This window comes from Pseudomonadales bacterium (assembly GCA_024234615.1).
Taxonomy (GTDB): domain Bacteria; phylum Pseudomonadota; class Gammaproteobacteria; order Pseudomonadales; family IMCC2047; genus JAJFKB01.
On record JACKNY010000001.1, the window covers coordinates 577,936 to 604,105 of the forward strand.

The 26,170-nt window shown below is 47.6% G+C and carries 18 protein-coding genes; 10 read left to right on the forward strand and 8 right to left on the reverse strand.

Annotated features, from left to right (window positions below):
• The first annotated feature begins 14 nt into the window (after positions 1–14).
• The 5 genes from H6995_02795 (at position 15) to nhaA (ending at position 10,020) form a co-directional block, all read left to right on the forward strand.
• The gene (locus H6995_02795; GenBank protein MCP5213917.1) at positions 15–2,363 is read left to right on the forward strand and encodes a cbb3-type cytochrome c oxidase subunit I; all 2,349 of its coding nucleotides are present in this window, start codon (positions 15–17) and stop codon (positions 2,361–2,363) included.
• A 520-nt stretch (positions 2,364–2,883) separates the two neighbouring features.
• Positions 2,884–4,890 carry a hypothetical protein gene (locus H6995_02800; GenBank protein MCP5213918.1) on the forward strand — a complete coding sequence of 669 codons (2,007 nt, stop codon included), beginning with the start codon at positions 2,884–2,886 and terminating at the stop codon, positions 4,888–4,890.
• A 242-nt stretch (positions 4,891–5,132) separates the two neighbouring features.
• The gene (locus H6995_02805; GenBank protein ID MCP5213919.1) at positions 5,133–5,597 is read left to right on the forward strand and encodes a hypothetical protein; all 465 of its coding nucleotides are present in this window, start codon (positions 5,133–5,135) and stop codon (positions 5,595–5,597) included.
• Positions 5,598–5,600: 3 nt separating this feature from the next.
• Positions 5,601–8,510 carry a hypothetical protein gene (locus tag H6995_02810; GenBank protein MCP5213920.1) on the forward strand — a complete coding sequence of 970 codons (2,910 nt, stop codon included), beginning with the start codon at positions 5,601–5,603 and terminating at the stop codon, positions 8,508–8,510.
• Between the two features lie 133 nt (positions 8,511–8,643).
• On the forward strand, positions 8,644–10,020 hold the full coding sequence (gene nhaA, locus H6995_02815) for a Na+/H+ antiporter NhaA (protein ID MCP5213921.1): 1,377 nt from the start codon (positions 8,644–8,646) through the stop codon (positions 10,018–10,020).
• A gap of 42 nt (positions 10,021–10,062) precedes the next feature.
• Here nhaA and H6995_02820 read toward each other — a convergent pair whose 3' ends face one another.
• The 5 genes from H6995_02820 to H6995_02840 all read right to left on the reverse strand — a co-directional run bounded on the left by H6995_02820 (position 10,063) and on the right by H6995_02840 (position 14,718).
• Entirely contained in the window at positions 10,063–10,839 is a 777-nt protein-coding gene (locus H6995_02820; protein MCP5213922.1) for a hypothetical protein, read from the reverse strand.
• Positions 10,840–11,094: 255 nt separating this feature from the next.
• The gene (cofC, locus tag H6995_02825; GenBank protein ID MCP5213923.1) at positions 11,095–11,778 is read right to left on the reverse strand and encodes a 2-phospho-L-lactate guanylyltransferase; all 684 of its coding nucleotides are present in this window, start codon (positions 11,776–11,778) and stop codon (positions 11,095–11,097) included.
• Between the two features lie 4 nt (positions 11,779–11,782).
• Positions 11,783–12,739, reverse strand: coding sequence for a 2-phospho-L-lactate transferase (locus tag H6995_02830; protein MCP5213924.1), 957 nt, complete (start codon positions 12,737–12,739; stop codon positions 11,783–11,785).
• 43 nt (positions 12,740–12,782) lie between these two features.
• Positions 12,783–13,541, reverse strand: coding sequence for a coenzyme F420-0:L-glutamate ligase (cofE, locus tag H6995_02835; protein MCP5213925.1), 759 nt, complete (start codon positions 13,539–13,541; stop codon positions 12,783–12,785).
• A gap of 154 nt (positions 13,542–13,695) precedes the next feature.
• Positions 13,696–14,718, reverse strand: a complete 1,023-nt coding sequence (locus H6995_02840; GenBank protein ID MCP5213926.1) for a hypothetical protein — start codon at positions 14,716–14,718, stop codon at positions 13,696–13,698.
• Between the two features lie 120 nt (positions 14,719–14,838).
• On the opposite strand from H6995_02840, the gene H6995_02845 reads away from it, so the two are divergent.
• The gene (locus H6995_02845; protein MCP5213927.1) at positions 14,839–16,008 is read left to right on the forward strand and encodes a cation:proton antiporter; all 1,170 of its coding nucleotides are present in this window, start codon (positions 14,839–14,841) and stop codon (positions 16,006–16,008) included.
• A 154-nt stretch (positions 16,009–16,162) separates the two neighbouring features.
• On the opposite strand, the gene H6995_02850 is transcribed toward H6995_02845, so the two are convergent.
• Both H6995_02850 and H6995_02855 read right to left on the reverse strand, forming a co-directional pair.
• Complete coding sequence (locus H6995_02850; protein MCP5213928.1) at positions 16,163–18,679, reverse strand: TonB-dependent receptor; 2,517 nt, start codon at positions 18,677–18,679, stop codon at positions 16,163–16,165.
• A gap of 372 nt (positions 18,680–19,051) precedes the next feature.
• Positions 19,052–19,546, reverse strand: a complete 495-nt coding sequence (locus H6995_02855) for an Lrp/AsnC family transcriptional regulator (GenBank protein MCP5213929.1) — start codon at positions 19,544–19,546, stop codon at positions 19,052–19,054.
• Between the two features lie 276 nt (positions 19,547–19,822).
• Here H6995_02855 and H6995_02860 point away from each other — a divergent pair, with 276 nt between their 5' ends.
• The 4 genes from H6995_02860 to H6995_02875 all read left to right on the forward strand — a co-directional run bounded on the left by H6995_02860 (position 19,823) and on the right by H6995_02875 (position 24,708).
• Positions 19,823–21,172 carry a sodium-dependent transporter gene (locus tag H6995_02860; protein ID MCP5213930.1) on the forward strand — a complete coding sequence of 450 codons (1,350 nt, stop codon included), beginning with the start codon at positions 19,823–19,825 and terminating at the stop codon, positions 21,170–21,172.
• A gap of 126 nt (positions 21,173–21,298) precedes the next feature.
• Complete coding sequence (gene trpB, locus H6995_02865) at positions 21,299–22,549, forward strand: tryptophan synthase subunit beta (GenBank protein MCP5213931.1); 1,251 nt, start codon at positions 21,299–21,301, stop codon at positions 22,547–22,549.
• Positions 22,539–23,312, forward strand: a complete 774-nt coding sequence (locus H6995_02870) for a tryptophan synthase subunit alpha (protein ID MCP5213932.1) — start codon at positions 22,539–22,541, stop codon at positions 23,310–23,312. The genes trpB and H6995_02870 overlap by 11 nt, the downstream gene beginning before the upstream one ends.
• Positions 23,313–23,547: 235 nt before the next feature.
• The gene (locus H6995_02875) at positions 23,548–24,708 is read left to right on the forward strand and encodes an LbtU family siderophore porin (GenBank protein ID MCP5213933.1); all 1,161 of its coding nucleotides are present in this window, start codon (positions 23,548–23,550) and stop codon (positions 24,706–24,708) included.
• Between the two features lie 92 nt (positions 24,709–24,800).
• Here H6995_02875 and rimO read toward each other — a convergent pair whose 3' ends face one another.
• Entirely contained in the window at positions 24,801–26,141 is a 1,341-nt protein-coding gene (rimO, locus tag H6995_02880; protein MCP5213934.1) for a 30S ribosomal protein S12 methylthiotransferase RimO, read from the reverse strand.
• Positions 26,142–26,170: the final 29 nt, after the last annotated feature.

A 26,170-nucleotide genomic window follows, 5' to 3' on the forward strand; every position in this document is an offset into this window, starting at 1 on the left:
TCCAGGGGGAAATAATGTTTGAATCGCAGTCGTCGCTGTCTCCAAGTGACTGGTGGCAACGTTGGGTGATGAAACCGCAAAACTGGTGGTTGCCGCTATCGCTGGTTATGCTGACGGGGCTGGGGAGTTTGCTCTTTGTCGGTAGCCATACCTACAGCGATGCTCCTCCGCGTGTTGATTTTGTGACAGCTTCCGGCGACGTTGAAATTAGTGGCGATGCGATTGTGCGAGGGCAGCTGGTATTTCTGAGTAATGCCTTGATGGATTACGGCAGTATGTTTGGCGATGGGGCGGGCAGAGGGCCAGATTTTACCGCCGACGCATTACACCGTTTATCAGATGCGATGGTTGATTTTTATCTGCCCGATGCAGATCAACAAAACCCGTACGCCAAAGATGCCGTGGTGGCGCGGGTGCAAACTGAACTCAAGCAGAATGGGTACGATGAAGTGCTGGATCACATTGTGCTGAGCGATAGCCAAGTTTTTGCGGTGCAGCGATTGCGCACGTATTACCGCAATTGGGTCAGAACCGATGTCGCTCGAGTTCTACCTGCGGTTTCTCGATTAAGTGATGATGAACTAAATGATCTGAGTGACTTTTTCTTTTGGGGCGCTTGGGTTTGTGTCGCCAAGCGACCCGGCCATGAGTATAGCTATACCAATAACTGGCCCTACGACGAGGCGGCTGGGAATGTGCCGCCCAAGCAAGTATTGCTCTGGAGTTTGGTCGCCATTCTGGGTCTGTTCATCGGTCTAGGGGCGGTATTGTTCCTGCACGGCCGTTTCGCACAATTAGTTGGTTGGAAGGGCAAGAGCAAAGATGCGGCCCCGGTGGTGATTGCCGATGTTGAGAACTTTGCACCCTCTGAATTACAGCGAACCACCTATAAGTTTTTTGTCGTGGCCGGACTGCTTTTTCTGCTACAGGTATTTGCCGGCGTAATGACGGCACATAATTTTCTTGGTTTGAATTATCTGCTGGGTGTGAATGTTTCCGAATACTTTTCCTTGGCTGCTGCACGTGGTTGGCATTTACAGTTGGCGCTGTTGTGGGTTTCAGCCTGCTGGATTGGCGGCTCGATCTTTGTCATTTCAACGGTGACGAAAAGTACTCCACCTGGTCAAGTACAGCTGGTTAACCTGTTGTTCTGGCTGCTGGTGTTCATGGTGACAGGTAGCCTGATTGGTGTTGTTCTGGGGCCGCTGGGTGTGCTCGGAGAATGGTGGAATTTTCTCGGCAATCAGGGCTGGGAATTTGTTGAAATGGGCAAGCTATGGCAAGGCCTTTTGATGTTGGTTTTTGTGCTGTGGGCGATTATTCTTTGGCGTAATCTACGCCTTACCTGGCGGCGTGAACGTCCTTGGGCGCTGCCTAACTGGTTGCTGTACTGCGTGATTGCCGTTTCGCTACTGTTCATTTCCGGCTTTATCGCTCAACCCGAGACTAATTTCGCTATCGCTGATTTTTGGCGCTGGGCGGTTGTGCATATGTGGGTGGAAGCCTTCTTCGAAGTATTCGCGACTATTTTGGTGGCCTATTTTATGTATCTCATGGGCTTCGTTAGCCATCAAGGCGCAGCACGGGTAGTTTATATTGCGACCTTGCTCTTTCTTGGTTCGGGACTGTTGGGTCTGAGTCATAACTTTTATTGGAATGCCAAACCGGTTGCGACCTTAGCTGTTGGCAGTGTGTTTTCTACGTTACAGGTGGTGCCACTGATACTCTTAACGCTGGAAGCTTGGCAGTTTCGTAAGTTACCAGCTGAAGCGCTGGTCAGAGCGGGGGTGCCAAGGGTAGAGTGTGCTCGCAGTTTCGCACAGTCATCGGCATTTCTGTTTTTGCTTGGCGTGAATTTTTGGAATTTTCTGGGGGCCGGTGTGTTTGGTTTTCTGATTAACCTGCCTATCGTCAATTACTATGAGCACGGCACCTATTTGACGGTCAATCATGGGCACGCGGCATTTATGGGGGTTTACGGTAATCTGTCGATTGCTACACTAATCTTCTGTTCACGTTATTTAGTCAATGCTTCGGCTTGGAACGATGTGTTATTCAAACGAATTTTCTGGAGTCTGAATCTCGGTTTGGTACTCATGTTGGTGCTGGACTTGTTCCCGGTCGGCTTCCACCAATTCGCGGCGGTGATGGAACATGGATTTTGGTATGCGCGTGCTGAAGAATATATTCAAGGCAGTACGTTTCAGATGCTGACGTGGGCGCGTATTCTGGGCGGGTTACTGTTTGTCTTCGGTGGTGTTATTCCTCTGGTACTTTTTTTAGTCAAAGGTTGTTTTCAGCAGAAAAAAGAACTTGAAAGCTCTTCGAGCCTGAATGTGGAAATAGTCGAGGCAAATTCGTAGGCTTTATAGGCAAAAAAAAGCCCACACTGAGGTGGGCTAAATTTAGGGGGGGTATGAATTTCTTGAAAACTTCCTAGCAATCCTCGTAGGCTAGCGCCGCAAAAAAGGCGATAGTTACGGGGATCATTATGGACATAATCATGGCAAACAACTCCTGTTGTTAAAACTGCTGTTAACACTGTTATTCCAAACAATGTCTGTACTAATATGCCTGTAGTATAGTGCAGGTAATGAAATAATTATAATGACTTGTTTCCATGATATTCATAAATAGAAAGAATATCTTGTCGACCTACCGAAATTATATTATGAGCCTTCTGTACCACACAGATTGTGTGGTTCCATTCGAAACTTAACTAATATTTTTGTTGATAATACAAATGATAATTATTATCATTTGTTGAATGTAAGCGTTGCATACGATTGTTTTGTCATGCTTATCCTTAGTTGAAGAAAGCCTTTGGCCCTATTCTGCCAGGCTGCACGTCACGGGGTGGTCTTAATTAACAATGGAGATTTTATGAGAACTTTTATAGTTAGTGCGCTGCTTGCAGCGGTATCAATAGCAAACCATGCCCATGCTGAGCGGCAGATAAAAGTGCTGGATGCGTCACACGACCCGGCTGGTAATTTTTTAGCCTATACAGAATTTGAGCTATCGGGCGAGCCGCTGGCTGAGTCCTTGGGTTTGGATTTGGATGTTTTGGACCCGAATGCTTTAAATCAGCCCACACGTTTCGATTATACGGCTGGTATTGAGAGCTATGAATATTCAGAAGAAGCAATGTACGCATTGAATTATCAGTCGCAAATGGGGCCGCATTTGGTCAACGGGCCTATCAATACTGCGCGTGGAAAGGGGTTGGCGGGATTGCATCAGCGTTATGCTGCGCTAGCACAAGCCGTAGGTTTTCCAGTGCAGGATATTCCGCAAAACATGTATCCGCTATCTTTGCCCTATCAGTCAGGTATGCCGCGTTTGAATTTGGGACAGGTAAATACCACTGAGGGAGAAGTCATTGACGTTATTAACGAGCAAGGTGAACAGGGACAGCAAACGACAAGAGTGAACGGCTATCTCAGTGACTACCAGAATCTAAATTGGGATCGTGCGAGTTTTTCGAGAACGATTAATCCGGCCGCGCTCGGCGGTATCTTGTTAAAGGAAGTGATGTGGTCACAGGATTTCCTCGGTGGCATGCATGAAACTGAAACTGATGAAGAAGTTAGCGCTGAATCTGCCGTGATGGATCAAGATGGTAAACACAGTTTGGGTGTTTCCGCCGCAGATGGATTTCAAGGCATGTTGTTAACTGAAATTTCGCTCGACAAGATGATCATCCTGCAACAACAACTCGGCTATAACGGCAAACAGCTGGGCGCGGCAATCACCCCGAATTATGATCCGCGTAAGCAGCCAGTCTGGTTCGCTCATCAGGTGGCGGTGGAGGAAATTAATAAAAATGGCGTCAATGCGCTGGGTAAGCTGAAGGTGGTTGATGCTCGTTCGACCTTGCGTGATACCTGGATGTTGCTTTGGCCAACCAGTGAGTTTTTTGCCTTTACTGATCAGCGTGAGGGCAATACCGCACAGAACCCGTCATTTTTGGCAGTATTCGATGGTGCACCCTTCATGTCGGCACCGACAGCGAACAGGGATGCTGATTTGACTAACAACCTGGTTGGACTGGATGGTTTTTCTCTGGCAGCAAATCTAAGCAATCTGCTGTTTAAGAATCTGGACGCCTTACACTTTAATGCTAAAGCAGGCACTTTGGTTGATGATTATCATCCCGGCAAACTCGGTGAGAGTGTAACTACTTTTGATGCCAGCTACGCGATAGCCGCACTTGCTATCTTTCAGCGTGCGCAGGATGCATTGCCGGTGGGCTACGCCTCTGCCGAGGGCGGAGATGTTAATTTGCATACGGCAGTTGGTCAACGCGCGCTGGAGCTGATTGGTGTGCAGGCCGATTATCTGCTGAAAAACGCGATAGGTGCCAATGGGTTGGTTTTTGACAGGCTTGCGGTTGGCAAACCGGCCCAGGGAAGGCAGTCCCTAGTTTCGCAGTTTGCAGCGGTCCGTGGACTGATTGCGGCAGGAATGGCGACTAACAATGACACTTATTTGGTTGCTGCAAAAAAGATTTTTCTGGCGCTAGAAAAACAAATGTTTGATCCGGCGTTGGGTACCTGGTCGGACAAGCCTGGCACCAATGCGGTTTACACCCCCTGGACAGCGGCCGCCACCTCGGGCGCGTTGCGGGAAATAATGTTACATTTGGCCAACCAGGAAGGTGAGCACGAACCAGCCTTGGAACTAAGCCATTTGGCAAACCGTTATGTGAGCTGGTTTAAGATCACCGTCAATGGTGCCTTGCAGTTAGCTGAGCCTGATACGGATACCGGTGAGAACAGGTTGGCTGATAGTACTGTGACGGATTCCGACGCTGATGGAGTGAAATCGATTATTGGTGCAGGCTACGCACCGGTCATGGCGAATAAAGTGAGTCTAACTGCGCATTAGTCTGGAGCTTAGGCGAAAAGCCATCGATTGGGTTTTCGCCTAGCAAAATCTGCCAATCCAATGAGAATAACAGGCCGTGGTTTGATCTCGATCAGGGAAGGTTGTTTCTGTTTGGCAATGCAATTGATAGCGATTCTCATTGTCGATAGAATATCAGGTCGTCACTTTTAGGGTTTTGATTTCTCCCCATGACTGTTCAGACAGCTGATTTTTCTACTGAGCAAGGCAATGGCGCTCGTCATCTGCTGAGCCGCTACCTGCGTTGGCAGGCCTATCATCATGCGGCGGCTGAATGGGTCGTCTTATTATTATTCGTCAGTGGTTTATTTTTGTGGGAGCGTTTGCCTATTGGCTGGCCTGTTTTTCGGTGGTCATTAATTCTCCATGTCGCTGCGGGTCTTATCATATTTCCGCTGACCACAGGAGTTTTTTGGTGGACGCACAGAAAGCTACTGGTTTGTAGTGATAAGCAATTTTTACGGGTCACGGGTCAAATCTTGGATTGGCTCTTGCTGATCTGTTTTATCACGGGTTTTATTCTGGCCTTTTGGGGTGCCACAGGTAACGATCTTAGCCATTGGGTCAGTGATATACATTGGCTGACAGGGCTGCTCATGGGGCCGCTAATGCTACGCCACGCCTGGCGCTATACTGTGCTCAAACGTTTCAAATTTAGTTCGCGCCAGTCGGCCTTAAAGGGGAGCTGATCGATGCTACAGCCTCGGTTGCTGGTGTTATTCAGCCTCTTGGTTGGCAGCTTTATTGCCAGTGTACCCCTTATGGCTGCTCAAGCTAGCTCCAGCTTACAATGGTCTCCTGATCGCAAAACCCTCTATAGCGCGAATTTTTGGCAAGGCTCTGTCACCCGCATTGACCGTGGGGAGACGGGGACCGCGCAAGCCCGTCGCGAACTCACGCTGGGTAAAGATATTCGACGGTTGGCGCTCAACCCCTCGGCACAGACTCTGTTGGCGACTGATTACCTTGCCGGTTCTGTTGTTATCGTCGATCTTGCAAACTGGTCAGTGCTGAAAACTTTGGAGGTGGGTAAACGGCCATTTGGCGCGGTTTATCAAGCCCAGCATGATCGCTTTTGGGTGGCGCTCACTGAGGATGCTCAGCTCATTGCGATTGAGCAGGGGGAAATAGTTGCGCGTATTGATACGGCGGAAACCCCGCGAGGTTTAGCGCTCACCGAGGACGGCCGGTTACTGGTGACTCATTCGATGACTGGAGAGTTGTCAATTTATGATGTTCGATCTAAGCAGGTATTGCTGTTGAGAACTATCAAGCTGGCAGAAAGTGATACCGACGATGAGTTTGAGTCGCAAGGACGGCCCCGATTGTTAGACGATATCGCGATCAGCCCCGATGGCGAGGAAGCCTGGTTGCCGCATGTGCTGTGGAATTTTGACCACGAGTTTCAGTTTCAATCTACCGTATTCCCGGCGGTGTCGCTAATCGATCTGACCCCCGGTGACGAGCATGAGCTGGTTGAACAGCGTAAACAGCTGTTCAAAACTATCAATATTATTGATACCGCCAGCCGCACCCGTATTGTCTCTAATCCGCATGATGCGGAGTTCTCAGCTTCCGGCGCGAAGGTCTATATCACCTTGGCGGGTTCTGATGATTTAATGGTATTTGACCGTTCTCGTTCGGGTAAATCTAAGAGCAAACGGCATCGCCGTAAAAAGCAGCAGGGTGGGGCGAAAGCATCACAGATTTATCGGCATACCCCTGGACAAAATCCTCGCGGCTTGTTGCTTGATGGTGATAGGCTCTGGGTGCAAAATGCGATTGATCAGACAATCTCGCTGTTTGACAGAGGCGGTGATAAAGCCTTTGCTAGGGTTAAGTTAGCTCAGGCCGAATGGGCGAATACCTCTGAGGTCGTCGCTGGCGCACTACAGCGCGGACGGGCACTGTTTCAGTCAGCGCGTACGGATGCCAACGTCGAATATCCGATCGCGGGTGACTTCTGGATGAGCTGTAATAGCTGCCATTTAGACGGCTTTAATTTCCACAATAAATACTTGGTGGAAGAACATAGCCAAGACAAAAAACAGGATGCACGATCAGGCCATCCCGGTTTAAAGTACATGGTGAGTGGTAGCCCCATCGCCGACTTTATTAACATTATTCAGAAGACTCAGGGCGGCTTGGGTGAGGATGACCGCGATGGCGCGCTCCGAGTTGATTCTGCCAGCCCACCTGAACCCGTGCGAAAGGCAATGAGCGACCTTTATGCGTTCGTCACGCAGCCGCATAACCTTCCCTATATGGCCACTTGGTTGCGGTTAGAAGGACAACAGCTGACACACCCCAAAGAGTGGCGTAATTCGGCAAGCTGCGCAGAGTGTCACCAAGAGATGTTCGAACAGTGGGCAGATTCCAATCACCGCCTGATGGGGGAATCAAATCCTTACTTCAAAGCGGTGCTAGAGGCGGCAGGCGAAGCGGAAGGAGAAACATTTAAAACCTGGTGTATTGGCTGCCATGCGCCGCAAAACCTTCTGACGGGTAAACTTAATTTGGATGCCAAAGGACATATGTTTGAGCGGCAGGGTGCTTCCTTATACCAAGCATTGGCAGAGAAGCAGCCCGATATCGACGAGGGCACTGGCTGTCTGTTTTGTCACCGCATCACCGATATTGAGGATGCTGGGGGTAATGCGTCCTATACCGTAAATCTCAAGGATAGAGAGCGTTATGTCGGCGAAGAAAATACCGATTCCGATATGCTGCAATGGCTTTCCAGTCGTCTGATCAATGCCAAACCGGAAGTTCACAAACGCTCCTATTCACAGTCTTTCTATACCGATCCACAGCTCTGCAAAACCTGCCACAATGAGTTTGCCCCTGGTAGCGGCGCATTGATTGTTGATACTTATAACGAGTGGGAGCAATCTTCCTTCAATAGCCCGGATGATCCGACAAAAAATCGTACCTGCATCGACTGCCACATGCATGCAGATATCGCCCGCATCGGGGAGGCTATTCCAGGGCGCTCCACACTGCGTGGCCCCGTCAAAAAAAATGTCGTGACGCACCAGTTTACTGGCGCGAACCATCATTTGGTGGGGTTGCGTAATAAAGAGTTGGAACGTATGAGCCTGGAACTATTGCGTTCAGCAGGACAGATAGAGCAACATCTATCTGCGCCCAATCAACTTAAGGTACGAGTAACGAATAAAGGTGCTGGGCACGCGTTGCCGACCGGGGTGGCGGATTTCCGTCAATTCTGGTTGCAAGTAAAAGTTATTGATGCGGTAGGTCGTGAGATATTATCTTCTGGAATGCTGGATAAAGCAGGCAACCTGGAGCCAAAGGCACGGGTGTTTATGAAGGAGTTCGGTGACGAACAAGGCAAGCCGGTTGGGTTGCTGTTCTGGCGCTATGCTAAATTACTCAGCGATACACGCATACCGGCCGATGGCTATCGAGATGAAATTTTTCAACTACCGGATGATACTCAATACCCAATCACCGTCAGTACTAAATTTATGTACCGAATTTACCCGCAATGGGTAACGGACATAGTTCGGAAGCAAACGCCAGATTTGCCCAATCCTCCTGCTGTGACGTTACAAGAAATCACCGATATTTTTAATGGCTAATACAGTGAGTACGTTCATAACGTTTTTCAACAGCCTATTAGTTGTTACACTCTCTTCGGTATAGCCTAGCCACTGTATTGCTGAGCCGTAATATTTTTCGTTTGTAATAAAACCGCTTTATAGAGAATCTCGCATGACTGACGAAGTGACCAAAGGTCAACCAAATCGCCTAGGTGAATACCAAGCGCCTTGGGAAAAAAGTTTCGACAAAATTCTCACGCCTTTTGAAGAATTTATTCATCGCCAAACCACCAGCGGTATGCTGTTGATGGTAACAGCGCTCATCGCGATGGTGCTGGCAAACGGACCCTTGGCTGAAGCCTACCAGCACCTAACCCACACCCCTATCAGTCTGGGTGTTGGTGCCTGGCAAATTAAAATGACTCTCCATCATTGGATTAATGACGCTCTTATGGCGATATTTTTCTTTGTAGTGGGTTTGGAGTTAAAACGTGAAATCTTAGTTGGCGAGTTAGCTAAGCTTAAAAACGCAGTGCTTCCCATTGGCGCGGCAATTGGTGGGATGTTGGTTCCAGCCGTCATCTATTTGGTTATTAATCCGCATGATGATGAGGCACGTGGCTGGGGTATCCCGATGGCTACGGATATCGCTTTCGCTATCGGTGCTCTCGCGTTGCTGGCCAGTCGCGTCCCCAAAGCGCTGATTACTTTTTTAGTGGCGCTGGCTATTGTCGATGACTTGGGCGCGGTGATGGTGATTGCTTTCTTTTATACGGACACTATAGCCCTCGAACCTCTTCTCTATGGCGCGGGCTTGTTTGCCCTGTTATTGATTTTTAATCTTCTGGGAATCCGTAAAACACTACCCTATTTCGGCGTCGCAGTTTTTCTGTGGTACGCTTTATTACTGTCAGGGGTGCATGCCACATTAGCAGGTATTTTAGGTGCTTTAACGGTACCAGCGGTTCCCAAATTTAACCCGGAGCGCTTTAGCCAGCATATGAAAGACCTGATGCAAAAATTCGATGCGAGCCATGAACCCGGTAAAAGTATTATGACTAACGATAAGCTGCGTGCGGTAGTTCAGACCTTAGAAAATGGCGTACATAGCGTTGAAGCACCGTTGCAAAAACTTGAACACACTTGGCATATGCCGGTGGCCTATCTGATTATCCCTGTCTTTGCCTTAGTCAACGCCGCTATTCCGATTGACTTTTCAGCCTTGAGTGAAACATTTAAGCATCCGGTGATGCTCGGTGTGTCATTAGGTTTGCTGGTTGGCAAATTTGTTGGCATCACTGGTGCCAGCTGGTTGTTGCTAAAATTAAACTTGGCAGTATTGCCCAAGGATACCCGTTTCAGTCAAATTGCCGGGGTATCACTACTGGCAGGGATAGGGTTCACTATGTCCATATTTGTCGCGCAACTGGCATTTGAAGCACAACCTGATCTATTGTTGATGGCGAAAACCGGCATTTTAGGTGCATCCCTAATTGCCGGTTTGAGCGGTTACCTTTGGCTTTATCTGGTGAGCAACAAAAATCAGTAGTTTCTTAATATCTATCGACAAGAGGTGGTCGTGTCTTGCTGATTAGGTTTTTCGTTGCGTTGTGCGAACTAATAACGCTAAACCAGAAAGCATCAGAACCAAAGTCATGGGTGCTGGAACGGTCGATGGCGAACCCTCTTTAGCGCCTAGTACGCTGACGGAAACACTGCTAATACCAACACCAACACTACCTCCAAAGCCACTTGAACTTCTGACATTAAAGCCCCAATTGGTATTGACAGGGTCGTCAAAATCGCTGAGGTTAAAGCTGGTAGTCATTGCCAGCGAGTTAAATAGGGTGCCACTGAGTGCGGTTAGGTTAACAAGTATTGCATTTATTTCAATATCACCGTAAACGTCATCTGTAGCGTGTGCCACTTCGGTCTGCAGGGTAGTTAAGTCCATCGCGTTGGCCGAAGCATAGGCAAACCTATTTTGAGTCGGCTCCCATAGCCTGAAGGTTAAGCCATCTTTGATTGCGTTGCGCACGATAAACTGACCAAAGCTGCCGCTGTCGGAACCGGAATAAGCGACATGTGTTGAATTAAAGGAAATCGACTTGATGGCATTATCGTAGAATGCGCTGGTGCCGTTTTGAACATAGGCCTGCGGGGTTTGATCATCATAAACGAACGACATACTGATGGCGTCCCCCAGTGGGAAATAGTGGCAGACATTAAACCCTTGTGTTCGGCAAATGTTGTTAATAGTTTGATTGGCTTGGACGTTACCGGAAATGGTAACTTCCATTAAGGCCGCATGGGTGTGCATTGAAATGGCTAAGACACATAGACTGCAATAAAGAACAAATTTTTTCATGCATATTATCCGTTGTTCGGTTGTTGAGGTACATAGGATTTGGGGGATACAAAGGCAATATTCGGGCCAACCAAAATAATCTTTTTTAATCAATTACTTGCGTCTTATTTTAGGCTTAAAACACCTTTAGTTGTAAAAAACACAGACATACCTGCCGGGGGGGGTGGAGTCGTTTAGGGTCGTTAAGCCAATAATTGGGAGGGTAGCGTCATAGATAGTTTTTGCACAAATCATTAATAGTGAAAATGGTTAAATCTAGCTGACCGTTTTGGCGGTGATTTCCGCAAGGACACGGCGTGTGGTTTTAGCGCTAGAACTATCCAATCTGTTGATACGTTGCTCCAAACTTTTTAAATCTGCCGGTATGTCGATATCTAAATCACCATCTTCCATTGCCAGGGTGTGGAAGGGGATGTCTGCTGCCATTGCCAGCTGTTTGAACTGAGGGAAGCTGTTTTTGCCATAGACAAATTTAACCGGGAAGGGCAGCGGCGCGTACACTAGGTTACTCCCAGACCCTTCTTTGCAGGGCACTACTGCCAGCATATTTTTATGCTGTAAAGCTTTTTTCTGTGCTTGCTCAATCAGCTCATCGACTCTTTTGCTGTTTAGCAGCGGTAAATCTGCGTGCAGTATTAAGCAGCTACTGGCGCCCTGCTGCTCTGCATAATGACAGGCAAATGCTAAGTCGCTATTTAGTCCTTCCTGGTTGCTGGGCTTTAGCCATTGTGCGTTGGTTTTCATGCATAGTTTAGCGGCAACTGCATCACCTGAAACCAAAACAATATGATCAATGTTTTGACAGCTCTGCAATATCGTAAGCACGTCCTCTGCCATCGCTAGAGTAAGCTGAATACGCTGCTTGTTGGTGAGTACATTTGCCAGGCGTTGCTTGCTGGAGGTGACAATTTTGAGTGGCACTATGGCCCATAATGTCATGTCGTTAGCCTATTCGCTGTGCTAACAGTAAGCACTCTTTGGCTAAGTCGATACGATCTTGCAAAGAAATCATCAAGGTATTGCAGACTTGAACGGTGATAGAAGCGGGCAGCCTATTTTGTTGTTCTGCATCCTGGCTGTCTAGCACGAACCCGGAGAGAAAGTCGGCATAATGAGAAACCACAGTGTTGGGTGTTATTTCGAGTGCCAGTTCTTGCATGATTTTGGCGGTTGGACCTTTGACGGCTTTGCCGCCGATGACGGGTGAAACTGCTATTACTGGTGCGTCTATTTCGGTTAGCAGTTTTCTGATTCCGCAAACGGCGAGAACGGGGTCGATACTCAGGAACGGGTTTGATGGGCAAATAATGACACAGCCTAAATTACTATCTTTTAAAGCGGCTTTGAATTTGGGGCTGGGCTGAGCAACTTCCGCTCCAACAAAACGAATTTCGTTTATTTTGGGCCGGCATTGCTGTTGCACAAAGTAGTGTTGAAAATTAAGCCAGCCATTATCAGTTTTAACTTCTGTACCTACCGGGTCGTCGCTCATCGGAAACACCGAATGCGCAATGCCAAGATTCTGACATAGATTCGCGGTGACCTGACTGACGCTCAACCCTTGATTCAGCTGGGATCGGCGAAACAGGTGTGTTGCTATATCCCGATCACCCAATTTAAACCAGGTTTCTCCACCAAGCTCCGCGAGTGCCTCCATACAATGCCATGATTCGTCAGCGCGACCCCAGCCCGTTTCACGATTGTTTACTTCTGCCAGAGTATAGGTGACGGTATCCAAGTCAGGACAGATTCGCAGTCCAAGATGGTCAAAGTCATCGGCAGTGTTGACGGCAATCGAAAGCTGCTCGGGCGGGAGTACTTTAGTCAAACCCAACGCGAGTTTCGCACCGCCAACGCCGCCACATAATGCGAGTACTTTTTTTTCTTTGGGCCAATTCATGGATGTAATAAATTCCTATTGATTCACGGGTTGTCTGGAGTGATCAGGTAAACAGATCTTCTTCAAGTGGACGAATCAGGTCACTGGTTTGACCAGTACCTGAAATTTTTAGGCCTCGAATCAGTACGATCGGTGTGCCTTCGGCGGCTTCGCCCATTACCAATGAGGCCGCTGCGGCGATTTCATCACCTTTGGCGGGCATGGTTACCTGGAGCTCTTTGCCAAACAAATCGAACTCTCCGCGCTGATCTTGTATGGCAGCGATGCCAGCACAGCCGATGCAAACGCCGGTTGTTCCCATTCGCCAAGGTCGGCCAAAGCTGTCACAAATCAACACGCCGATATCGGCGCTTAATTGTGTAGCAACCTCTGATTTCAGTTTTTGCGCGCTGGCGTCAGGATCTTTTGGTAGCATTAAAAACAGGTTGCTGTCGTTGCCAATATTGGATTGATCCAGTCCGGCGTTAGCCATGACGTGCCCCAGTTTGTGACGGACGATTAAAACGCCTGGTTTGGCTCGAATAACCTGGCTTGACTCATTGAGCACCAGTTGTACCATGCGTGGGTCTTTTGCGCATTGCTGCGCTAAGGATTCGGCCTCTTTTGACGCCTCGGTTTCAGAGAGTCGGGCAAAGCGATTCTCAGACTTAGAAACAATTTTTTGTGCCAATACCAGGACGTCGCCGGTCTGTAAGGATAAGTTGTTTTGTTTTAAAGTTTCGCTGATTAATGGCAGTAAGGGTTCACCTGCCTGTACCAGCGGGAAACCTTCAAGCGCAATAATCTGTAGCGCAGCTGCCATTAATAGAACTCCTTGATAAGCGTGTCGCTCGGTGGGTCGAATATCCAAGCTATGGGTATGTCATTAATCGGTGTGAAAAACGGCCGCAATATATCATTAATTGGCCCGTAACCCAATTACTCTAAAATGCTTAGAGGGGGTCGTTAGGATGCTATTAACCTTGCATAAGTCTTTGATGAACCCGGTTGAGCATACTTTGGTTGGCCCTTACGCGTTCGATAATTTCGCTGATAGATAAGAAATCCATCGGTTGATGCTGGTGTTCTTTGGCAATTAGGGCAAGGTACTTGGCGTGATTGAAAAAAATACGATAAGCCTGCCTAATGCTGTATTTCGGGTCAAACATATGAGTGGGTAAGGAAGCGATACCATTGACTTCAATCACCTTAAAAATGCCCTGTTTGAACTCATTTTCATTAGCAGTTTTTATATCCAGTCGGCCAAAGTTATAGCCAGGCTGACTCTCAAATATGCTGTAAATGGCTTGCTCCATGGCGGGTGTGATGAGGTGAGTATCATCAGTAAACATACAGCCCATAGTATGCGAGCCGATAAAGGAAAGCAGCAGCCGTTCGCCCTCATCAGGCACCTGTCGAGTGTCGAAATATTGAAGAAAGGTGCCCCAGTGATGGGTATAACGCGGATGCTGTGTGGCAAGAGTAATAATATTATCTTTGCCATTACCAATGATGCTGGGGAAATGCTTTTTATTGATACCGGTGATTTTCGGCTTGCCTTTATGACGTACGTAAAAAACGCCGTACTCTTCCTTCAGGTGCGTAAATTTTTGTACGATGTAATCGCCGAGCAACAAGGGGATTTTTTTTTCCAACTCTTGATCGGTAGAAATTTTACAAACGCCCTTGCCGACGCATCCGACGTCGGATTTAAGAATGATTGGATACTGGTGTTGGCGGATAAAAGTATCTAACAGCTGGGCCTTCTCGGCATCGCTCAAACTTGCTTGCAGGCGCATGCTGGGGAGAAAATAAGTTTGGTCAAATGTGAGCTGGGTATCCAACTTCGACCCGATACCTATTTCGCCGTGATCTAAGCAATAATTGGCTTTCGCCAGTGAGCGTATACCGATGCCATTGCGTAGGCATTGAATGGCTAGATATGCGTAGTAGGGTGCCTCAAAAATCCGAGGGTGCCAAAATTCATATTGCTTGATCAAAACGTTGCTAGCTCTCTGTTGTTTATCCTGGCGGGAAAGAGATAATAACCCTAGGAAGTTTATGACAATTGTTTTGATAGTCAGGTTCGATCTACTTTATAGCACAGGTGAACTTAGAATATGCAGTCAGTTGGTTTGATTTTACTTACCTTAGGCGCCATTTTATTTATGGGTTTCGCCACTGATGAGCTTGGACGCAGAACTCGCTTACCGCGAGTTACCTTGCTGCTTATTTTTGGCGTTTTAATTGGCCCATCGGTGTTTAACCTGTTACCCGAAATTAGCTTTCAATGGTTGCCTCTGGTGACAGATATGGCATTACTCATGGTTGGGTTTTTGCTGGGAGAACGCCTGTCCTTTTCTAAGCTATCCGAAAATGGTCGTTATGTCTTCTTTATTTCCGTGACGGAAGCACTCGTGACCTGTGTATCGGTCACGCTGGGGCTGTGGTTGCTTGGTTTGCCGATGGGGGTTGCCATTCTGCTGGGTGCCATAGCAGCGGCATCAGCTCCGGCCGCGACGTTAGATGTGATTGAGGAATTGAAAATCAGCAATAAGTTTGTTGATACCCTCGAAGGTATCGTTGCGGTGGACGATGCCTGGGGGCTTATTCTATTTGGTTTCGCGTTAGCACTGGTTGAGTTGGCAGTGGGCGTGTCTCCCCATAATGGCTTGTTTTTCAGCGGACTCAAAGAAGTTGGTGGAAGTATTTTGCTAGGGTTTTGTGTAGGTGCTCCGATGGCCTTTTTAACAGGTCGAATTCGACCGGGATCGCCAACGCAGGTGGAGGCCTTAGCCCTGGTTTTTATCTGTGGTGGCTTGGCGGAAATGCTCGGAGTTTCTTTTCTTCTGGCTGCGCTCAGCATGGGTGCAACGGTGGCCAACCTAGCGAAGCATCATGAGCAACCTTTTCATGCCATCGAAAATATTGAACGGCCCTTTTTAATTCTATTCTTTGTCCTGGCGGGTGCAGCTTTACATTTAGGGAGTCTATGGGAACTAGGGTTGATCGGGCTGGTGTATATGTTTTGCCGTATTCTGGGGAAACTGTTGGGCTGTTATCTGAGTGCGAGAACCATTCGGGCTCCGATGTCGATACAACGGTGGATGGGGTTAGCATTAACGCCACAAGCCGGTGTTGCCATGGGTATGGCATTGATTGCTGCGGACAGGTTTCCTGCACATAGCACATTGATACTACCCGTCGTGGTTGGTACGACGGTGATTTTTGAGCTATTAGGTCCTGTGGCAACGCGTTGTGCGGTATTGAACGCACAGGAAAAAGAATAACTAGGTATAAAGTCTTTTGAAATTACTGTACTTGCCCTGTTTCTCTGGTGGGTGATATTTCAACTATGTACTATCACACCTTTTATATTTTTAAACGAAACAGGGGAAGAGCTGCAGTTCTTCCCCTGTTTTGAGAGATATCGACAGTATTAACTTAAAAGTTGAAAGCAACTTTCAAATAATACGAAGCGCCATTAAACCCGTAAGGTACTGCACGTAAAGGGTAGCGCATGGCGCTATTTGAAATAATATCCAACACTTCATTAGAGTCCAGCTCGTCAGGCGTTTCGTCAAAAATATTGTTACCGCCGACTGATACGGTTAGGTTATCAGTAAAGGCATAAGAAACGTTGAGATCAACTAAAACGGCTGATTCTACAACGCTTGTCGCGTCTGTTCCCGGAATGAAAATATGGTTCGCCGCAAAATAATCAACTTCGGTTTCGCCGAAATAATTTAATCTTAGCAAGGCATTTAACGCATTTTTGGACCAATCAAAAGTTAAGGTTCCCCGTTGGCGAGGTTGGCCGCCTTCCATAAACGCCGCTGAAATGGGGCTAAAAGAGACACTCTCTGCGATTCCGGCGGGGGCATGAATGTCATCAATGTCGGTGTCATTGAAATTAGCAGCCAATGTAACGCTGAGATCTCCTTCCACAAATTCCGTGTCATAGGTAACGATGATATCTACACCATCGGTAGTGGTATCAACCGCATTGGAAAAGAAATTGCCCTGAGCCACACCCGTTGCGGCCAATGCTGCTGCCGCTGCTGGATTAAAGGCCAAATCTGCTGCGGTTAAAAATCCACCGAGGGTGATACGATCCTGGATTTCAATGCTATAGCCATCGATGGTTAGCGTAATATTGTCGGTTGGTTTCCATACAAAACCGAGGCTAATGCTTTCAGAAGTTTCCAGTTCAAGGTTACTAACGCCAAGGGCGCTCGGCAATGCTGAGCCAGCTGCGGCCGTGAAGGACTGGGCTAGGCTACCCGAGCTGTCAATAGTGGTCGTAAATGCCGTATAGGCGCTTTGTTGCAACGAAGGCGCACGAAAGCCGGTTGCAATTGCACCTCGAATGGCAAAGCTGTCTGTAAAATCGTAGCGCGATGATAGTTTGCCAGTCGTTTCGTTGCCAGCTTCATCATAGTCTTCGTATCTTACTGCAGCACCGACTAACCAAGCCTCAGTCAGATTTTTTTCTAGATCGACATAGAGAGCATTGCTTGAGCGATCTTCATCCGTAGCAGCTTCTGGGCGTAAACCCGGGTAGGCCTGAAATCCGCAATCGGTGGTGGTCATTCCGTCAATGACAGAGGGAAATACACCGCTATCGGTTGCGCCACAGGAGTAAGATGCTAGCTCACCTGGATTAATTTGGTATGAATCATCACGGTATTCCGCACCGAATGCAACATAGAGTGGTTCGCTAGCGCCTATATCAATCGAGCCTGAAAAATCCAGATTAAAAGTAGTTTGGTCGAATTCAAAGCCACCGGAGTAGCCGGATTTGGGCCCTGAATTTGCCGCAATATCCATATCTGTGGCGCCAGGATTGTTGAATAGGTATTCCGCCGCGATAGATGAGTTGATAGTATTTCTGGAGTCAAAATCGTAAGTGTTTTCACCGTAGACAACAGACGCATCCATTTTCCAGTCATCGTTCAGTTCATAGCGCAATCCGAGAGCGAAGGAAATATCTTCGGCTTCGTTATCGATGTGCGGTAAAAAACCATTAGGATACACTTGCGGTACATTTCGCTCGACGCGATTGAAATCACGATAAAAACCCGATCCTAAGGCGGTGCGATTTGAGTACCCGCCAAATGAGTAAAGTTCGGCCTTGCTACCTATCGGGATCATTGCATTGTAAAAAATAGTTTCGAATTCTGTTTCTGCATCGCCCTGATGCCATCGTACGGAACTGGAAATAGGATCCGGTCCACCGGTATCTTTTTGTGCTCTATTGGTTTCATCCGCATCACGATATTCGAGTGATAGGTTTAAAAAGCCGCCGTTGTTACCCAGATCGAATCCGGTATTTAAACCAACAGTGAGCGCCTCGCCATCGCCTTCGGTTGTTTCTCCCCACTGTACAAAACCGGTTGTTTCGCCGGTTGTTTGTTTGAGCTTCAAGTTAATAACGCCCGCTATGGCATCAGAACCGTATTGGGCGGCTGCGCCATCCCTTAGAACCTCAACTGTTTGTAGTGCAGTAAGAGGAATGGCATTCATATCTGTACCAGCTGCACCCTCGCCAACGGTGCCTGCCAGTGAAAAAATAGATTGTGTATGTCGTCGTTTTCCATTGACCAGAACCAATGTTTGGTCAGGCTGCAAGCCTCGCAATGTGGCCGGTCTAAAGATATCAGATCCATCAGATACCTGGGTTCTGCTAAAGTTGAATGAAGGTGCTGTGGTTTGTAATGCTTGCCCGAGTTCGGTAAAGCCGTTTTTTTTCAGTGCATCAACTTGAATGATATCGATAGGTACAGTTGCTTCTGTTGCTGTTCGCCCGGCGACACGAGTACCAATTGTTACCACCTCCTCAATAACGGATGGCTCGGTTGCCGCAAGCGCTGTGTTTGATAGCAGCCCATTTGTCAGAGAGCCGGAGATCAGGGCAATGGAATAACAAAGAAAATTGGGTTTTCTGATAATCTTGTTCATCAGTATTGTCCTCACTTGAAAACGGATGATTTTTTTATGTTTATAGTGCTACCTAGAGGTAACCAAAATTAAGCGTTTAAAATGATACTCTTAAATAAGGGGTTAATATTCTTAATATTAGCTATGGATGGATTAATGAAAGAATAAATTTTTAGTATTGATGGTTTATGAGGAAAAGTTATGCTGAATTTGCGCAATGCCTTGATTTGATGCATGTCAATATTTCTCCTTGTTGTGATGAAAGTTTCTAGTCCGTCTGCCACTTGTATGTGCTTAAACGTCAGTATAACCACCCACATAGCTATTCTAAAGCAAAGATCGTAAATATAATCGAGGTGATGTATGGCGCATGACGTGATTGTTAAGTTTGGTCTAATTGTGTAGTTCCGGGCATGCTTGATTAAATATCTCTAAAGGCAGCGCCGTTTCTCGTTTGATGGTGCGTAATGCCAGGTTGGAGCGCACCTGTACTACTCCTGGCAGTTTAAAAACGAAATCCTTGAGAAAGCGGTCATAGGATGATACATCGGGAACGGCGACTTTAAGTAGGTAATCGGCATCGCCCATACTAGCGTAACACTCCAACACTTCAGGACACATTTTCACGGCAGCCTCAAATTCGTTAAGGCGGGTTTCATTGCGTTGATCGATAGTTACATGGGCAAAGGCGGTCTCACGAATACCGACTAACTGGGGGTCTAGAATGGCGACACAGCGTTTGATCACGCCACTTTGGTTGAGGTCGTTTAATCTGCGCCAGCAGGGTGTCGAGGATAAACCGATACGTTCGGAAAGTTCTTGGTTGGTGAGTCTACCGTTCTCTTGGAGTGCCTGCATTATGCGCCATTCGTATTTATCAAATTTCATGGGGCTGCCTCCAGCAATTAGGATTGAGTATCCTGAAAGGTTATGATTATTCTTTTAAAGTTGTATTTTTGAGAATAATTTTAGTGGAAAAAGGCAAAGGATGGAAATATCAGAGAGCATTTCCTCATTTGAGCCTGCTAAACTGATCCGTTTCCACCTCGGTAGTTGTTATTTTGGTCTTAAGCGCTAAATGAGCAGTTGATTTGGTTAGTAGTCGGACGCTATGATTTTGTCGGGGTTGGTAAACTACCGTCTTGCATTAGGAGAATTATAACAATGGCGGCACGGGGAGAGTTTAGCTCGAAGTTTGGTTTTATTTTAGCTGCTTCGGGGTCGGCAGTCGGTCTAGGGAATATTTGGGGCTTTCCAACGCAGGCGGCCAGCAACGGTGGAGCGGCATTTTTGCTGGTCTATCTGGTGTTGGCTTTCTGCCTGGCTTATCCAGCGCTCATGGCAGAGCTAATTATTGGGCGTCATGCCAAATCCAATGCGGTCAACGCCTTACGTTTAATTTCTACCAATCGATTTTCATACCACATTGGAACGATTACCGGCTTCGTTGGCATTATTACTGCGAGCCTTATTTTAAGTTTTTATGCATTGGTGGCGGGCTGGATGGTTTGTTATTTTCTGGCGCCTATAGCCGAATTGGCTGGTATGCAAAGTGTTGCCGATTGGCTGACGGAGTTTGGGCTTTACCGCAATGTTGCTTTTATATTGGTATTTATGGTTTTAACAGTCGCCATTATAAGCGGTGGTGTTAAGGATGGTATCGAGAAATGGTCTACTCGCCTAATGCCGGCCCTGCTTGCTTTGCTCTTTCTCTTGATCGCTTATGTATTGACATTAGATGGCGCAAAGGAGGGGGTAAAGGCCTATCTGCTGCCGGACTTCAGTCGAGCGGTGGATTTGAAATTAATCGTCAGCGCGATGGGGCAGGCTTTTTTCTCGCTGTCATTGGGTGTCGGTACCATGTTGATTTACGGCTCCTATATTAGCCAAAAAGAAAACCTATCCTACCTTGGACGCATGGTGACCTTTGTCGATATTGGCATCGCAGTGATGGCGGGCATGCTCATTTTACCGGCGATGTATGTTGCTCAGCACAATGGCGTCGCGATTTTTGACGCGGCGGGACAACTTATTTCTGAAGATACATTAATTTTTACGGTACTGCCGGCGCTATTTGATACCATGGGCATCACAGGTATTTTTATATCAGCCGCGTTTTTTATCTTGATGAGCATCGCGGCATTAACCTCTTCGATTTCGATGTTGGAAGTACCGGTCGCCTACGCAGTTGAAAATCATCAGATCGATCGTAAGCGCGCGGCGCATTTTATTGGTCTTCTTATTGCTTTGATCAGTGTGGCTATTGCCTTTAATTTTGAAATGCTCTTCGGATTAACCATCCGTGCCACCACCCAAATGTCTCAACCTTTATTGGGATTGATGCTTTGTATCTTTGCGGGCTGGATTTGGCATAGGAACAATATGCTGCAGGAAATTAAAGCGGGCTACCCAGAGGTAGAGCAAAGCCTATTCTGGAAAATTTGGCCTTCCTATGTTCGTTATGTTTGCCCAGTGGCGATCTTGACTGTATTTGCCCAGGTGGTTTTCGCTTAGATCTCTAACCAGCTTTCTCTTAGGGCATTAACCCCAACTGTAGAGGGTTGCTGTCCTTGTGTTTTTACGCTTATCCGTTAAGCTATCCTTCCTTTGTGTAATGTCGAAATATTTAGCAGGTAAGCTATGAATTTGTTTGATTTTGAAGCAGGGCGAGAAGGCTACTATGGGCAGTATGGTGGTGCCTTTGTCCCCGAAATTATTACCTCAACCATCAAAGAGTTACGGGACTGTTTTCGGCAGTGTCAACAAGACCCCAGTTTTTGGGCGGAATTTGAGCAATTGATGCAGGAATATTCGGGTCGCCCCACGCCTGTAACTTATCTGGCTAACCTGTCAAAAAAATTGGGTGGTGCACAAATCTATGTAAAGCGTGAGGATTTGAATCATACCGGGTCGCATAAAATTAATAATGTGATGGGCCAGGGTTTACTGGCAAAACGCTTGGGCAAACCGCGAGTTATTGCAGAGACTGGCGCGGGTCAACATGGTTTTGCTACAGCAACGATGGCCGCCAAGTTTGGTTTTGAGTGCAAAATTTATATGGGTGAAGTGGATGTTTTACGACAACGCCCGAACGTGTTCTGGATGGAAAATCTGGGCGCCGAAGTCGTTGCGGTTAAAGATGGCCAGCGCACCTTAAAAGACGCTATTAATGAGTGTATGCGTGATTGGGTGGCGAACATGGATACTACCCATTATGTGTTGGGTACCGCCTGTGGCCCTCACCCTTTCCCCGAAATTGTCAGCTATTTTCAGTCGATTATCGGCAAAGAAGCCAATCGTCAAATTCAGGCGCTGGCTGGGCGCTTGCCGGATCGTGTGTATGCCTGTGTTGGTGGTGGCTCCAATGCAATGGGGATTTTTCAGGGCTTTTTGGATGACGATGCCGTCGAGCTGATTGGCTGTGAGGCTGGAGGAACCGGTACTGGGATTGGGCATCACGCTGCGCGGATTGCTTATCCCGATGCCTCTATCGGTGTGGCTCAGGGTTATAAAACCCTTTTTTTACAGGATTCTGAAGGTAATATGCTGGAAACAGAATCAGTGGCGGCAGGCTTGGATTATATTGGTATAAGCCCGATTTTGGCCGCACTTTCAGAACAGGGTAGAGTTCGATTTACTGCCGCGAGTAATGATGAGGTTACGGAAGCGTTGCGCCTAGTCATGGCGACGGAAGGCCTGATCCCAGCCTTGGAAAGCACCCATGCTTTTGCAAGAGCCATTGCTGAAGCGTCGAGTATGGGGAAAGACCAAATCATTCTGATCAATCAGTCCGGGCGTGGCGATAAGGATATTTTTACCGTAGCCGACGCTTTGGATGATGATCACTGGAAGTCTTTTATTAAAGCTAAGGCGGTCGAATATGGATCTTAAGGGGTTTATTACGCAACGCAAACAAAGTAAATCACCGTTGGTGATGACCCATGTTGTCTGCGGCTATCCATCCTTTGAGGCGAACCTTAAAGAGTTGGAAATTATGAGCGAATTTGGCGTCGACTTTGTTGAGCTACAATTCCCTTTTAGCGAGCCATCGGCAGATGGCCCATTGTTTGTTAAGGCGAACCAACAGTCCATCGAGCAAGGCACCAAAGTTGCTGATTGTTTCGATTTTATGCGGCAAGTCACCGCGCGGTTTGATTTTAAAGTGCTGATGATGGGTTATTACAACACTGTTTTCAAAATGGGCCATGAGAAATTTGTTCGGCAACTTAAAGCCTCCGGCGGCTGTGGCTATATCCTGCCTGATTTGCCGCTGGAAGAAGCCGCTGAGTTACATGCCTTGTCCAAAGCGGAGGGCATCACGCCTATCATGCTGATGACGCCTACCAATAGTGACGAAAGACTCGCACAACTAGCGGCGGCGGCAGAAGGGTTCGTCTATGTTGTAGCCCGCAAAGGTGTCACTGGCAGCAAAACGCAAATGTCTAATACCGTGTCGGAATTTTTAGACAGGTGTCGCAAATTTACCGATTTACCCTTGGGTGTGGGGTTTGGTGTCAGCGCCAAGGAAGATATTGATTTTATTGGTGCCCATGGCGATATAGCTATTATTGGCACCGCCGCTCTGAAAGCCTGGGAAGAGGGGGGTGAAACGGCGCTACGAGATTTTTTTGAACAACTGGGAATTCGCAAGTAATCGGTTTAACTCCTCCAGGCTTTGATACAAGTCACTAATTTTACCCAAACAATACTTTTCGGTTGACATTCACGAATGATAATCATTATCATTCGTGATAAATACTGAAGTGCGCTTCTAAATATTATGTTTGACTCGCTTATTCCTGCCTTTAATATCAATAGCGTGAAGAAGAAACGGTGAAACGCATAAGTATTTTATTTTTGGGTACTTTTTGAATCATTGGGGAACCATTATGAAATCTTTACTTTCGGCTAAAGGAGCTGCCTTCGGCTTGTGTGCTGTCTTGTGTTCAAGTCCTTTTAGCCAGCAGGTCTGGGCCGACGACGCAAAATTGATGACTGAGCTAGCTGACCTAAAGGCACGAATTGAGTTTTTGGAAAAGCAATTGAGTGCACAGTCAGCAGCACAACCACATTCTGCTAACAGGGAAGAAAAATGGACTGATCGCATTGGGTTTAGTGGGTTAGTTGAAGTCGAGGCGGCATCAGTGGATGGCGTTGAGGAAAACAGCAGCGACATTACCCTGGCAAAAGTTGAAATCGGCTTGGATGCGCAGGTAAACGAATGGGTTAGCGCTTCCTTGTTGTTACTGTTTGAAGAGGATAAAACTGACCCGATTGCGTTCGATGAAGCTTTCATTCGAATTGGCAATGCCGAGCAATCACCATTTTTCCTAACCGCCGGACTGATCCATTTACCCTTTGGTCGTTTTGAAAGCCATATGGTGTCGGACCCTATTACCCTAGAGATGGGAGAGTTTATCGAAACTGCGCTGCAACTAGGTTTTGAGGCGGGTGGCTGGCGCAGCTCGTTAGTACTTTTCAATGGCGACACCAAAGAGCAGGGCGATGATAAGATCGATCAATTTGGTTTAGATATTGGTTACTACTGGCAGGCAGCGGATGCTGACGTTGAATTTGATGCGGCGCTTTACTACGTCAATAATATTGCCGACTCCGATGGTTTGCAGGAAGCAATTGCTGATGCGGAAAACCTGACAGATCAGGTCAGCGGCGTGGGCGGACACTTGGTGCTGAGCGTCGGGGCTTTCACTTTCATCGGCGAATACCTAACCGCGACAGAACAATTTGATACAGCGGATTTGGCTTTTAACGGGGTTGGCGCAGAACCAGTCAGCTGGAATCTTGAAGCAGCCTATCATTTTACCTTAAATGATTGGGATGCAACCATCGCGCTAGCTTGGCAGGGAACGGATGAAGCCCTGGCTTTGGAGTTACCGGAGCAACGCCTTATGTTGGGTATTTCCCTGGGAATCATGCAGAACACTTCGCTCAACATTGAGTGGGCCAATGATGATGACTACGATGTGGCCGATGGCGGCACGGGTAAGAGCAGCGACAGTATTACCGCACAATTGGCAGTTGAATTTTAATTTGGGTATCAAATTGCTGCGGGTATTATTGCCCGCAGCTAGCTGCTATATCCAGGTCTGACTGGTGTCTAGGCCAGCCAGGGATATTCGCGCTAAAGAATACGTAACGGCTGCGCGTTGTTCGGCTCCGCCCATAGATCATACTCGTCCGCATCGGTTATGGTCGCATTCACCATGTCGCCGGGCTTCAGATAGGTGGCATTATCCAGAAACACCAAACCATCAATTTCCGGCGCGTCAGCGTAACTTCTACCGACGGCACCTTCCTCGGTAACTTCATCGATCAGCACATCTACAGAGCGACCGATTTTTTGCTGTAGCTTGTTTGTACTGATGTGCTGTTGCGTTTGCATGAAGCGATCCCAGCGATCTTTTTTGATGTCATCAGGTACCGGGTCGGCGAGTTCGTTTGCCTTAGCGCCCGCAACGGGAGAGTATTCAAAACAACCAACTCGATCCAGTTGCGCTTCGTCCAGCCAGTCCAGCAGCAACTGAAAGTCTTCTTCCGTTTCCCCGGGGAAGCCAACAATAAAGGTGCTGCGTATGCTCAAATCCGGACAGGTATCGCGCCAACGGCGTATCTGATCCAAGGTATTTTCGGCATTACCGGGTCGCTTCATCGCTTTTAATATGCGCGGGCCGGCATGCTGAAAGGGGATGTCCAAATAGGGCAGTATTTTACCGTCCGCCATCAGTGGAATAATCTTGTCCACATGGGGGTAGGGGTAAACGTAATGCAGCCGAGTCCAGATACCCAGTTCACCCAAGGCGTCGCATAGCCCCAGCATGCGCGTTTCGTATTCTTTGTTGTGCCAAGTTCTGGCCTGGTATTTCAAATCCAGGCCGTAGGCGCTGGTATCTTGGGAGATGACTAACAGCTCTTTTACCCCAGCTTTTACCAATCCTTCGGCTTCTCGCATCACCTCATCAATCGGACGGCTGACCAGATCGCCGCGCATGGAAGGAATGATGCAAAAACTGCAGCGGTGATTGCAACCCTCTGATATTTTTAGATAGGCATAATGCTTTGGGGTAAGCTTAATACCCTGTGGCGGTACCAAATCCGTATAAGGGTCGTGCTGTTGCTGTATCGGTGCGTATTGGTGCACGGCGTTTACCACCTGCGCGTACTGCTGAGGGCCAGAGACGCTCAATACCTGCGGGTGCATCGCGCGAATAGTGGTTTCTTCAACGCCCATACAGCCGGTTACGATGACTTTGCCGTTTTCCGCAATGGCTTCACCAATGGCGTTTAGGGATTCCTGCTTCGCGCTATCGATAAAACCGCAAGTATTGACCACCACAAGGTCGGCATTTTGGTAATCGGATACCAGATCGTAATGTTCGGTGCGCAACTGGGTAAGAATGCGCTCTGAATCTACCAATGCCTTGGGGCAACCAAGGCTAACGAAGCCGATTTTTGGGTTGGACATGGGTGTTACTTCCGATAAAACTGAGAGCC